General features: G+C 70.0%; 11 protein-coding genes. 4 read left to right on the top strand and 7 right to left on the bottom strand.

Annotated features, from left to right (window positions below; translation table 11 throughout):
- Positions 1-195: 195 nt before the first annotated feature.
- Genes pgl through tkt form a run of 5 tightly spaced genes read right to left on the bottom strand, consistent with a single transcriptional unit; the run spans position 196 to position 6789 of the window.
- Positions 196-978 carry a 6-phosphogluconolactonase gene (gene pgl / locus ACFY0T_RS32955; RefSeq protein WP_388878746.1) on the bottom strand — a complete coding sequence of 261 codons (783 nt, stop codon included), beginning with the start codon at positions 976-978 and terminating at the stop codon, positions 196-198.
- Positions 975-2024, bottom strand: a complete 1050-nt coding sequence (gene opcA / locus ACFY0T_RS32950; RefSeq protein WP_388878743.1) for a glucose-6-phosphate dehydrogenase assembly protein OpcA — start codon at positions 2022-2024, stop codon at positions 975-977. The genes pgl and opcA overlap by 4 nt, the downstream gene beginning before the upstream one ends.
- Positions 2021-3547, bottom strand: a complete 1527-nt coding sequence (gene zwf, locus ACFY0T_RS32945; RefSeq protein WP_388878867.1) for a glucose-6-phosphate dehydrogenase — start codon at positions 3545-3547, stop codon at positions 2021-2023. The genes opcA and zwf overlap by 4 nt, the downstream gene beginning before the upstream one ends.
- A 1-nt stretch (position 3548) precedes the next feature.
- Positions 3549-4667 carry a transaldolase gene (gene tal / locus ACFY0T_RS32940; protein WP_388878741.1) on the bottom strand — a complete coding sequence of 373 codons (1119 nt, stop codon included), beginning with the start codon at positions 4665-4667 and terminating at the stop codon, positions 3549-3551.
- A gap of 34 nt (positions 4668-4701) precedes the next feature.
- Entirely contained in the window at positions 4702-6789 is a 2088-nt protein-coding gene (gene tkt / locus ACFY0T_RS32935) for a transketolase (protein ID WP_388878738.1), read from the bottom strand.
- A gap of 356 nt (positions 6790-7145) precedes the next feature.
- On the opposite strand from tkt, the gene ACFY0T_RS32930 reads away from it, so the two are divergent.
- The 4 genes from ACFY0T_RS32930 to ACFY0T_RS32915 all read left to right on the top strand — a co-directional run bounded on the left by ACFY0T_RS32930 (position 7146) and on the right by ACFY0T_RS32915 (position 10523).
- On the top strand, positions 7146-8099 hold the full coding sequence (locus ACFY0T_RS32930) for a heme o synthase (RefSeq protein ID WP_388878864.1): 954 nt from the start codon (positions 7146-7148) through the stop codon (positions 8097-8099).
- 93 nt (positions 8100-8192) lie between these two features.
- Positions 8193-8549 carry a hypothetical protein gene (locus ACFY0T_RS32925; protein WP_388878736.1) on the top strand — a complete coding sequence of 119 codons (357 nt, stop codon included), beginning with the start codon at positions 8193-8195 and terminating at the stop codon, positions 8547-8549.
- A 100-nt stretch (positions 8550-8649) separates the two neighbouring features.
- Positions 8650-9756: an amidohydrolase family protein gene (locus ACFY0T_RS32920; protein WP_388878733.1), complete on the top strand. Its 1107-nt coding sequence runs from the start codon at positions 8650-8652 to the stop codon at positions 9754-9756.
- Positions 9757-9776: 20 nt separating this feature from the next.
- Positions 9777-10523, top strand: coding sequence for a nucleotidyltransferase domain-containing protein (locus ACFY0T_RS32915; RefSeq protein ID WP_388878730.1), 747 nt, complete (start codon positions 9777-9779; stop codon positions 10521-10523).
- 64 nt (positions 10524-10587) lie between these two features.
- Here ACFY0T_RS32915 and ACFY0T_RS32910 read toward each other — a convergent pair whose 3' ends face one another.
- Together ACFY0T_RS32910 and ACFY0T_RS32905 are read right to left on the bottom strand one after the other, a co-directional pair.
- A complete protein-coding gene (locus tag ACFY0T_RS32910) occupies positions 10588-11595 on the bottom strand; it encodes a heme A synthase (protein ID WP_388878727.1) in 1008 nt (335 codons plus the stop codon).
- 54 nt (positions 11596-11649) lie between these two features.
- Positions 11650-12366: an ABC transporter permease gene (locus ACFY0T_RS32905; protein WP_388878861.1), complete on the bottom strand. Its 717-nt coding sequence runs from the start codon at positions 12364-12366 to the stop codon at positions 11650-11652.
- Positions 12367-12395: the final 29 nt, after the last annotated feature.

Genomic DNA, 12395 nt, shown 5'->3' with positions numbered 1-12395 from the left:
CTGCCCGTCCCGTACCTGGGGGGCTCCGCCCCCCAGACCCCCCGTATCGCGCTGGCGCGCTCGTCCTCAAACGCCGGACGGGCTGAAAGATTCAGCCTCTCCGGCGTTTGAGGAGCGGGGGTTTGGGGGCGGAGCCCCCAAGTGACGGGATGGGTAGGGGCGGAGGGGGCGAAAAACCTCCCCCACCCCCAACCGTCAGGGCGAAGCCGGCGGATAAAGCGACCGTGGGAGCTGGGAGGCAGCCGCCGCGTCCAGGAGCCACAACGTGCGGGAGCGGCCGTGGGCGCCGGCGGCCGGGGCCTGGATTTCGCCCGCGCCCGAGAGGGCGATCGCCGCGGCCTGGGCCTTGTCCTCGCCGGCCGCGAGCAGCCACACCTCGCGGGCGGAGCGGATCGCGGGCAGGGTGAGGGAGATCCGGGTCGGCGGAGGCTTCGGCGCACCGTGCACGCCGACTACCATCCGCTCCGTCTCCCGCACGGCGGGCAGCTCCGGGAAGAGCGAGGCCACATGGGTGTCCGGGCCGACGCCCAGCATCAGGACGTCGAAGGTCGGCACCGAACCGTGGTTCTCGGGCCCCGCGGCCTTCGCGAGTTCGGCGGCGTACGCCTCCGCCGCCGCCTCCACGTCGGCGCCGTACGGGCCGTCGGACGCCGGCATCGCGTGCACCCGCGCGGGGTCCAGCGGCACCGAGTCCAGCAGCGCCGCACGGGCCTGCGTGTCGTTGCGGTCCGGGTCGCCCTCGGGCAGGTACCGCTCGTCGCCCCACCACAGGTCGAGGCGGCCCCAGTCGACGGCGTCCCGGGCGGGCGCGGCCGCGAGCGCCGCGAGGAGCCCGTTGCCGTTGCGGCCGCCCGTGAGCACGACCGAGGCATAGCCGCGCGAGGCCTGCGCGTCCACGATCTTCGTGATCAGCCGGGCCGCGGCGGCCTGGGCCATCAGCTCCTTGTCGCGGTGGACGACGAGTTGCGGAGTACTCACTTCGCGGCCGCCTTCTTCGCCGGAGCCCGCTTGGCGGTGGCCTTCTTGGCCGGAGCCTTCGGCGCGGTCCTGACCGCACCTGGTGCCGCATCCTCCTCCGAGCCTGAGGCCTCCTCCGAGGACGAGTTCAGCCGGTCCACCCCGTAGCGCAGCGCCGAAGCGTACGTGTCGTCCGGGTCGAGGCGGCGCAGCTCCTCCGCGATCAGCTCGGACGTCTCGCGGCGCTTGAGCGCCACCGCGCGGTCGGGCTGTCCCTGGATGGACAGGGTCGCCAGGGAGCCGTCGGCGCGGTCCAGGACGATCGGACCGCAGCTCGTGTCCATCCGGACGGCGGTGAGGCCGGGGCCGGAGGAGAGGGAGCGCTTGACGGGGACGTCGAGCCGGTCCGCGAGCCACATCGCGAGCAGCTCGCAGCTCGGGTTGAACTCCTCGCCCTCCACCTCGACCGCGGCCACCTCGCAGGTGACCTGGTCCAGGGCCGCGGCCAGCATCGAACGCCAGGGCGTGATGCGGGTCCACGACAGGTCCGTGTCACCGGGGGTGTAGGCGTCGGCGCGGGCACTCAGCTCCCGTACCGGCGCCTCGGCCGCGTAGGTGTCGGTCACGCGGCGCTGGCCGAGCGCGCCGAGCGGGTCGTTGGCCGGGTCGAGCGGTGCGTTCACCGGCCACCACACGACGACGGGCGCGTCCGGCAGGAGCAGCGGCAGGACGACCGACTGGGCGTGGTCGACGACCTCGCCGTACAGGCGCAGCACCACCGTCTCGCCGGTGCCGGCCTCCGCGCCGAGCCGCACCTCGGCGTCGAGGCGCGACTTCGTACGGTCGCGGGGCGAGCGCGAGACGCGCCTGATGACCACGAGGGTGCGCGAAGGGTGCTCGCGCGAGGCCTCGTTGGCGGCCTTCAGGGCGTCGTAGGCGTTCTCCTCGTCGGTGACGATGACAAGGGTCAGCACCATGCCCACGGCGGGCGTGCCGATGGCGCGGCGGCCCTGCACCAGCGCCTTGTTTATCTTGCTGGCCGTGGTGTCCGTGAGGTCGATCTTCATGGCCGGCGCCAGCTCCGTCCGTCTCGTGCGAGCATTTCGTCGGCCTCCGCGGGACCCCACGTGCCCGACGGGTACTGCGCGGGCTTGCCGTGCTTGTCCCAGTACTCCTCGATCGGGTCGAGGATCTTCCAGGACAGCTCGACCTCCTCCGTGCGCGGGAAGAGGTTCGAGTCGCCGAGCAGCACGTCGAGGATCAGCCGCTCGTACGCCTCCGGGCTGGACTCGGTGAACGACTCGCCGTACGCGAAGTCCATGGAGACGTCCCGGATCTCCATGGAGGTGCCGGGCACCTTGGAGCCGAAGCGGACGGTGACGCCTTCGTCGGGCTGGACGCGGATGACGATCGCGTTCTTGCCCAGTTCCTCCGTCGCCGTGTGGTCGAAGGGGGAGTGCGGGGCGCGCTGGAAGACGACCGCGATCTCGGTGACGCGGCGGCCCAGGCGCTTGCCCGTACGCAGGTAGAACGGGACGCCCGCCCAGCGGCGGTTGTCGATCTCCAGCTTGATCGCCGCGTAGGTGTCGGTCTTCGACTTGGCGTCGATGCCGTCTTCCTGGAGGTAGCCGACGACCTTCTCGCCGCCCTGCCAGCCGGCCGCGTACTGTCCGCGGACCGAGCTCTTGCCCAGGTCCTTCGGCAGCTTGGCGGCGCCGAGCACCTTGGTCTTCTCGGCGGCGAGCGCGTCCGCGTCGAAGGAGGCGGGCTCCTCCATGGCGGTCAGCGCCATCAGCTGGAGCAGGTGGTTCTGGATGACGTCGCGGGCGGCGCCGATGCCGTCGTAGTAGCCGGCGCGGCCGCCGATGCCGATGTCCTCGGCCATGGTGATCTGCACGTGGTCCACGAAGGACCGGTTCCAGATCGGCTCGAACATCGTGTTGGCGAAGCGGAGCGCCAGGATGTTCTGGACGGTCTCCTTGCCCAGGTAGTGGTCGATGCGGAAGACCTGGTCCGGGGCGAAGACCTCGTGCACGACCTTGTTGAGCTCCTCGGCCGACTTGAGGTCGTGCCCGAAGGGCTTCTCGATGACCGCGCGCCGCCAGGAACCGCCCTCCTGGTCGGCCAGCCCGTGCTTCTTCAGCTGCTGGATGACCACGGGGAAGGACTTGGGCGGTACGGAGAGGTAGAAGGCGAAGTTGCCGCCCGTGCCCTGCGCCTTGTCCAGCTCGTCGATCGTGGAGCGCAGCCGGTCGAAGGCGTCGTCGTCGTCGAAGGTGCCCTGCACGAAGCGCATGCCCTGGACGAGCTGCTGCCAGACCTCCTCACGGAAGGGCGTCCGCGCGTGCTCCTTGACCGCGTCGTGGACCTCCTGGGCGAAGTCCTCGTTGGCCCACTCACGGCGTGCGAAGCCGACGAGCGAGAAGCCCGGCGGCAACAGACCCCGGTTGGCGAGGTCGTACACGGCAGGCATCAGCTTTTTACGTGACAAATCGCCCGTGACGCCGAAGATGACCAGGCCCGACGGCCCCGCGATACGCGGGAGCCGTCGGTCTGCGGGGTCACGCAGCGGGTTGCTGCTTGACAAGATTTCAGCCCTCCGAAGGGGCGAGGCGCTCGAGCTCCGCCTCTGTGGACTTGAGCAGGTCGTTCCAGGACGCCTCGAACTTCTCGACGCCCTCGTCCTCCAGGAGCTGGACCACGTCGTCGTACGCGATCCCGAGCTTCTCGACCGCGTCGAGCTCGGCGCGGGCCTGCTCGTAGGTGCCGGCGATGGTGTTGCCGGTGATCTGGCCGTGGTCCTCGGTGGCCTCCAAAGTGGCCTCCGGCATGGTGTTCACCGTGTTCGGCGCGACCAGTTCGTCGACGTACAGGGTGTCCTTGTACGCCTTGTCCTTGACGCCGGTGGAGGCCCACAGCGGACGCTGCTTGTTGGCCTGCGCCTTGTCGAGGGCGGCCCAGCGGTCGGAGGAGAAGACCTCCTCGTACGCCTGGTAGGCGAGGCGCGCGTTGGCGACACCGGCCTTGCCGCGGGCGGCCTTCGCCTCGGGGGTGCCGAGCGCGTCGATCCGCTTGTCGATCTCGGTGTCCACGCGGGACACGAAGAAGGACGCGACGGAGTGGATCTTCGAGAGGTCGAGACCCCGCTCCTTGGCCTTCTCCAGGCCGGAGAGGTAGGCGTCCATGACCTCGCGGTAGCGCTCCAGCGAGAAGATCAGCGTGACGTTGACGCTGATGCCCAGGCCGATCGTCTCGGTGATCGCCGGGAGACCCGCCTTGGTGGCCGGGATCTTGATCAGGGTGTTGGGGCGGTCCACCAGCCAGGCCAGCTGCTTGGCCTCGGCGACGGTCGCCTTGGTGTTGTGCGCCAGACGCGGGTCGACCTCGATCGACACGCGCCCGTCCTGGCCGCCGGTCGCGTCGAAGACCGGGCGCAGGATGTCGGCGGCGTCACGGACGTCCGCCGTCGTGATCATGCGGATCGCTTCTTCGACGGTGACCTTGCGGGCGGCGAGGTCCGCGAGCTGCTGCTCGTAACCGTCACCGCTGCTGATCGCCTTCTGGAAGATCGACGGGTTGGTGGTGACGCCCACGACGTGCTGCTGGTCGATCAGTTCGGCGAGATTGCCGGACGTGATCCGCTTGCGCGACAGGTCGTCCAGCCAGATCGCGACGCCTTCCTCGGAGAGGCGCTTGAGTGCGTCTGTCATGGAAATTGCATCTCCTACGTGTCGTATATCAGCGTCAGCGCTGGGCTGCGGCGATCGATTCCCGGGCGGCACCCGCGACATTCTCGGCAGTGAAACCGAATTCGCGGAAGAGCACCTTGCCGTCGGCCGAAGCACCGAAGTGCTCCAGCGAAACAATGCGTCCGGCATCCCCGACGAACCGGTGCCAGGTCAGACCGATACCGGCCTCGACCGCGACCCGCGCCTTCACCGACGGCGGCAGGACGCTGTCCCGGTACCCCTGGTCCTGCTCCTCGAACCACTCCACGGACGGCATGGACACGACCCGCGTCGGGATGCCCGCGGCCTGCAGCTGCTCGCGCGCCTCGACGGCGACGTGCACCTCGGAGCCGGTGCCGATGAGGATGACCTCGGGTGTGCCGCCCTCGGCCTCGAACAGCACGTAACCGCCCTTGGCGGCATCCTCGTTGAACTCGTACGTCGGCACGCCCTGACGGGTCAGCGCGAGGCCGTGCGGGGCGCCCTTGCCGAACACCTTCGTGTAGCGCCTGAGGATCTCGCGCCAGGCGATCGCGGTCTCGTTGGCGTCCGCGGGACGGACGACGTTGAGGCCCGGGATCGCGCGCAGCGAGGCGAGGTGCTCGATGGGCTGGTGGGTCGGGCCGTCCTCGCCGAGGCCGATGGAGTCGTGCGTCCACACGTACGTCACCGGCAGGTGCATCAACGCGGACAGGCGCACGGCGTTGCGCATGTAGTCGGAGAACACCAGGAAGGTGCCGCCGTAGATACGGGTGTTGCCGTGCAGCGCGATGCCGTTCATCTCCGCGGCCATCGAGTGCTCGCGGATACCGAAGTGAATCGTGCGGCCGTACGGGTCCGCCTCCGGAAGCGGGTTGTCCGCCGGGAGGAACGAGCTGTTCTTGTCGATCGTGGTGTTGTTCGAGCCCGCCAGGTCGGCGGAGCCGCCCCACAGCTCGGGGATCACCGCGCCGAGCGCCTGCAGCACCTTGCCGGACGCGGCACGCGTGGCGACACCCTTGCCCGCCTCGAAGACCGGGAGCTTCTCCTCCCAGCCGGCCGGCAGCTCGCTCGCGGCGATGCGGTCGTACTCGGCGGCGCGCTCCGGGTTGGCGGTGCGCCAGGCGGCGAAGCCCTTCTCCCACTCGGCCTTGGCCTCACGGCCGCGGTCGCCCAGCGCGCGGGTGTGGCGGATGACCTCGTCCGATACCTCGAAGCTCTTCTCCGGGTCGAAGCCCAGGACGCGCTTGGTGGCCGCGACCTCGTCCTCGCCGAGCGCCGAGCCGTGCGCGGCCTCGGTGTTCTGCGCGTTCGGCGCGGGCCAGGCGATGATCGAGCGCATCGCGATGAAGGACGGCTTGTCCGTCACCTTCTTCGCGGCCTCGATCGCGTTGTAGAGGGCGTGCGGGTCCAGGTCGCCGTCCGGCTTCGGGGCCACGCGCTGCACGTGCCAGCCGTACGCCTCGTACCGCTTGACCGTGTCCTCGGAGACCGCCGTCTCGGTGTCGCCCTCGATCGAGATGTGGTTGTCGTCCCACAGCAGGATCAGGTTGCCGAGCTTCTGGTGGCCCGCGAGGGAGGACGCCTCCGCGGAGATGCCCTCCTGGAGGCAGCCGTCACCGGCGATCGCGAAGATGAAGTGGTCGAACGGGGACTCGCCCTGCGCGGCGTCCGGGTCGAACAGACCACGCTCGTAACGGGAGGCCATCGCCATGCCCACGGCGTTGGCGACACCCTGGCCGAGCGGGCCGGTCGTCGTCTCCACACCGGTGGTGTGCCCGTACTCGGGGTGGCCCGGCGTCTTCGATCCCCAGGTACGGAACGCCTTCAGGTCGTCCAGCTCCAGGCCGAAGCCGGCCAGGTAGAGCTGGGTGTAGAGGGTCAGGGACGAGTGGCCGGCGGACAGCACGAAGCGGTCGCGCCCGACCCAGTCGGCGTCCGCCGGGTCGTGCCGCATCACCTTCTGGAAGAGGGTGTACGCGGCGGGCGCCAGGCTCATCGCCGTACCGGGATGGCCGTTGCCGACCTTCTGTACGGCATCGGCGGCCAGGACGCGGGCGGTGTCGACGGCCCGCTGGTCCAACTCGGTCCACTCGAGGTCTGTGGTGGTCGGCTTGGTGCTCACCCTGGGTCAGGGCTCCTCTCCACATGTCACACATGTCGAATGCCGGTGCACTGGGCGCCCACCGGCGGGGTCGAGCCTACCCCCGTAAGTACGTGCGTTTTTTCGAGTCATTCCAGACTGCCGGGACTCTTCGGGATCCGCCTCTCGACTGGGCCGTTCCGTGTTCGGCAAGTGAATACGGAGCCGCTCGTAAGAGTGCTCAATCGAGTGGTGCTCAGCTCTTCCAGCGGTGCCGCTCAACACGACCCCACCCCCGCGAATGTCGGGGTCTGGGCAACGTCTACAGTGGCGTGGTACGCGCGAGCCGTTACGGGGAGTTCACACCCGGGGGCTTGCTGGGATGTTCTCTGTCAGGGGTGTGCGTGACGGCCGTCGAATCCCGTCCAGCGGGGGTGCTCGAGGCGAGCAGCAGCCGGGGCCAGCGGCCGTTCGGGGCCCGTGTCAAAGCGTTCGTGGCGCTGACCAAGCCGCGCATCATCGAACTGCTGCTGATCACCACCGTTCCGGTGATGTTCCTGGCCGAGCAGGGTGTGCCCGACCTGAAGCTGGTGCTCCTCACCTGCCTCGGCGGCTATCTGTCGGCGGGCGGCGCCAACGCGCTGAACATGTACATCGACCGTGACATCGACGCCCTGATGGAGCGCACCTCGCAGCGCCCGCTGGTCACCGGCATGGTCAGCCCCCGCGAGTGCCTGGCCTTCGGCATCACGCTGGCCGTCGTCTCGACGCTGCTGTTCGGCCTGACCGTCAACTGGCTGTCCGCCTGGCTGTCGCTCGGAGCGCTTCTCTTCTACGTCGTCGTCTACACGATGATCCTCAAGCGGCGTACGTCGCAGAACATCGTGTGGGGCGGCATCGCGGGCTGCCTCCCGGTCCTCATCGGCTGGTCGGCCGTCACGAACTCCATGTCGTGGGCGCCGATCGTCCTTTTCCTCGTCATGTTCTTCTGGACGCCGCCGCACTACTGGCCGCTGTCCATGAAGGTAAAGGACGACTACGCGCGCGTGGGCGTGCCGATGCTCCCGGTCGTCGCCTCCAACAAGGTGGTCGCCCGCCAGATCGTCATCTACAGCTGGGTGATGGTCGCGGTCTCCCTGCTGCTCACCCCGCTCGGCTACACGGGCTGGTTCTACACGGCGGTCGCGCTCGCCGCCGGCGGGTACTGGCTGTGGGAGGCGCACGGTCTGCAAAACCGCGCCAAGGCCGAGGTGACGGGCGGCAAGCTCAAGGAGATGCGGCTGTTCCACTGGTCGATCACCTACGTGTCGATCCTGTTCGTCGCGGTCGCGGTGGACCCCTTCCTCCGGTAGTCGTTCTTCGTACGTTGCACGGGCGGGGTGCGTGGTCAAGGCCACGCACCCCGCCGGTCGCCGTTTGATCTACCCGTCGGTAGCATCCTGACCATGGCAGACACCCAGCAGGTTGACGAGAGCACCGGCGCCTCCCAGGACGCCAAGGCCGAACGCAAGGCCGCCAAGCTCGCCCAGCGGATTTCCGCCTTCTCCAAGGCGCACGGCGGGGCCGAGGGACAGGTCGCGTACATCGGGCAGAAGGGTGCCCGGATCGTGCTCGTCGGCGAGGACGGCGGCTGGGGCGACCTCGTGGCGCCCACGTACGCCATCGCCGAAGAGGCCGTGAAGAAGTCCGGCATCACTGTTCACGAGGAGTTCGACGGCGAGTTCGCGGCCAAAGTGACGACGGGGCCCTACGAGTGGAAGCGGATGGCGGGAATCCAGCTCGGCGGCCCGAGTAACGGCTGACAACTGTCGGCTTTTCACACGGCGTGTGCGCAAGCAACACCTGACGACCGGTTCACCCGTTAGGACCTGAGAAGGCACGGTCCAGTCTCGGGGAGTCCGGATGATCGAAACGCCGTCCCTGGTGGACCAGTACTGCCACGGCGTACTGAGGACGGAGCTGGGCCTCGGCACTTTCGAGGCCCACCTCGCCAGAACCGAGGGCCCGCCCGCCCCCGGCACCACCTTCTTCGACACCCAGGCCGGGTTCGCCGTACGCCGCTGGTGCCCGCCGCTGCTCGGTCTGGAGCCGCACTGTCCCCCCGCGCGCTATCTGGCCCGGCGTCGTGAACTGGGCGTACTGGAATCGGGCCGCAGGCTGCTGCGCGGCAGCGGCATCACGACGTATCTCGTCGACACCGGGCTGCCCGGCGACCTGACCGGGCCCGGTGAGATGGCCTCCGCCGGGGCCGCACACGCGCATGAGATCGTCCGCCTGGAGCTGCTCGCCGAACAGGTCGCCGACACCTCCGGCACCGTCGAGTCCTTTCTCGCCAATCTCGCCGAGTCCGTCCACGGGGCCGCCGCGAACGCTGTCGCCTTCACCTCCGTGGCGGGCGTACGGCACGGTCTGGCGCTCGCGCCCGAGCCGCCCGGACCCGGGGAGGTCCGAGGTGCGGCAGGGCGCTGGCTGGCGGACCGCCGGGTGGGCGGGCCGCTCAGCGACCCCGTCCTCCTCCGCCACCTGCTGTGGATCGCGGTCGCCTCGGGGCGGCCCCTGCAACTCCACGCCGGACTCGGCGAACCCGGCCTGCGCATCGACCGCACCGACCCCGTCCTGCTCACCGACTTCGCCCGCGCCACGGCCGGCCTCGGTACCGACCTCGTCCTCCTGCACGGCTACCCGTACCACCGGCACGCGGCCTATCTCGCCGGGGTCTTCCCGCATGTGTACGCCGACTTGGGCGCGGCCCTGGTCCGTACGGGGGCTCGGGCGGCGGCCGTCCTCGCCGAGATCCTGGAGCTGGCGCCCTTCGGCAAGCTCCTGTTCTCCAGCGGCGCACATGGGCTGCCCGAACTTCATGTGGTCGGGGCACGCCTCTTCCGTGAGGCGCTCGCCCGCGTACTCGGCGCCTGGGTCGCCGAGGGGGCCTGGTCACTGGCCGACGCACAGCGGGTGGCCGGGCTGATCGCGGCGGGGAACGCGCGCCGGGTGTACGGGGTGGAGTGAGGCCGCCAGACTCTGCCCCCATGACCGACGACGCCACGGCTCGCCTCCTCGACCGCTTCCTCACCGATCTGCGCGCCTTCGCCCCGGTGGCCCTGTGGGCGCACGGTTCGCTCGCCGGCGGCGACTATCAGCAGGGGCGCAGCGATCTCGACCTGATCGCCGTCCTGGAGGACCCCGTCTCGCTCGCCACCGTGCGGAAGGTGGTCCGGCTGCATCGACGGCTGCGCGCCGAGCCGCTCGCCGCGAAGCTGCACTGCAGCTACCTGACCCCCGACTCCATGGCCGGCGCCGAGCGCTCGTACCTCACCTGGGCCCACAACCGGCTGATGAAACGCCCGGTCACCCCGGTCACCCGCCGCGAACTGCACGCCTTCGGCCTCGTCCTGCACGGCAAACCGCCCGAGGACCTGCTGCCGCCCGTCCCGGACCGTGAGCTCGGCGAGTTCGTCGTACGGGACCAGAAGGAGTTCTGGCGGCCCGCCGTGGACAAGGCCGGGCTCTGGAAGCAGGACGTGTGGGTCGACCTCGGGACGATCACCTTCGCCCGGGCGACCGTCACCCTGCGGGAGGGCCGCCTGATCTCCAAGAGGGAGGCCCTGGACGTGCTGCCGGAACTCGGCGCGCCCATAGACGTGGTCGAGGACATACGGCGACGACGGTACGAGGAACCGCAGCCGCCGACGGCGGAGTGGACGGCGCGTCGGGCCGAGCTGACGCGGAACTACCTGGGCCCCGCGATCGACGCCCTGGTGACCACGTACGCATGAGGCACACGCGCGTGGCGCACGAACACGTACGCATGAGGCACGCGCGCGTGGTCCACGAAAAGCCTCACGCGCGCGTGAGCGTCGATTCCGTCGAAGGGCCCGGCAGATCCGCCACGACGTCCGGGCGTTCGCGCAGTGCCAGCAGGACGCGGAGGACCGCGATCCACACCAGGCAGGATCCGAACATGTGGAGGCCGACCAGGGCCTCGGGGAGGTCCGTGAAGTACTGGACGTAGCCGATGACGCCCTGGGAGAGGAGGACCAGGAACAGGTCGCGGGTGCGGTCCAGCGGACCCTTGGGGGCGTCGACCGCCTTGAGGACGAACCACAGGGCGAAGGTCAGCGTCACCACGATCCAGGCGAGCACGGCGTGCAGCTTACTGACGGTCTCCCAGTCCAGCGGCATGCGTTCGACCTTGCTCGAGTCGCCCGCGTGCGGGCCCGAGCCGGTGACGACCGTGCCGACCGCGATCAGCAGGACCGCGGCGGAGACCAGGAACCAGACCAGCTGCTGCACCGACGTGCCGACCAGCGGACGCGGCTGGGTGTCGCCCTCGCGGGTGCGCTGCCACATGAGCGTCGCGACGGTGATGAGCGCGGTGGAGAGCAGGAAGTGCGCGGCGACCGTGTACGGGTTGAGGCCGACCAGGACGACGATGCCGCCGAGGATCGCGTTGCTCATGACGATCCAGAACTGGGCCCAGCCCAGCCGGGTGAGGCTCCGTCGCCGGGGCTTCTCCGAGCGCGCGGCGATGATCGCCCAGCCGACCGCCGCGCACAGCACGTACGTCAGCATGCGGTTGCCGAACTCGATGGCGCCGTGGAAGTCCATCGCGCTGGTGGGGGTGAGCGAGCCGTCGGTGCACTCGGGCCAGGTCGGGCAGCCGAGACCCGAGCCGGTCAGCCGCACGGCGCCGCCGGTGACCACGATGACCACCGACATGACGAGCGCGGCGAGGGCCGCGCGCTGCACCGTCCGGGGAGTCGGGGTCCAGCGTTCGGCGATGAAGACGAGCGGGTTGCGCACCGCGCGCAGGGCGTCGGCTGGGGTCACGTTTGGCACGCCCACCATCGTAGGGGGCCGCTTGTGCACGCCTTCACGAGGCCCCCGCACCTCGGCACATCGCTACTCCCAGCGGAAGAACCGTCCCGCGGCCGCCAGCCCCACGACCGCCCACACGGCCAGGATCCCGAGGTCGCCCCACGGCATCCCTGCGCCGTGCTGGAGGACATCCCGCAGCCCGTCCGAGAGCGCCGAGATGGGCAGCAGGCCGAGGACGTCCTGGGCGCCGGAGGGGAACTTGTCCATCGGGACGATCACGCCGCCGCCGACCAGGAGCAGCAGGAAGACCAGGTTGGCGGCGGCCAGTGTGGCCTCCGCCTTGAGCGTGCCCGCCATCAGCAGGCCGAGGCCCGAGAACGTGGCCGTCCCCAGAACCAGCAACAGCAGCACGGCCAGCGGGTTGCCCTGCGGAGACCAGCCCAGCGCGAAGGCGATCACTGTCAGCAGGACGACCTGGAGGGCCTCCGTGACCAGCACGGACGCCGTCTTCGCGGTCATCAGGCCCCAGCGGGGGAGCGGGGAGGCGGCCAGCCGCTTCAGGACGCCGTACCGCCGCTCGAAGCCCGTCGCGATCGCCTGGCCCGTGAACGCCGTCGACATCACGGCGAGCGCGAGGATGCCGGGGGCCAGGAAGTCGACCGTCTTGCCCGCACCGGTGTCGATGATGTCGACGGAGCTGAACAGCACCAGCAGCAGGGTCGGGATGACGACCGTCAACAAGAGCTGCTCGCCGTTGCGGAGCAGCATCTTCGTTTCGAGGGCGGCCTGCGCGCCGATCATGCGGGACAGCGGGGCCGCACCCGGCTTCG

The organism is Streptomyces sp. NPDC001530 (genome assembly GCF_042894545.1).
GTDB lineage: Bacteria > Actinomycetota > Actinomycetes > Streptomycetales > Streptomycetaceae > Streptomyces.
This window is presented reverse-complemented; position numbering and strand designations above follow the sequence as displayed.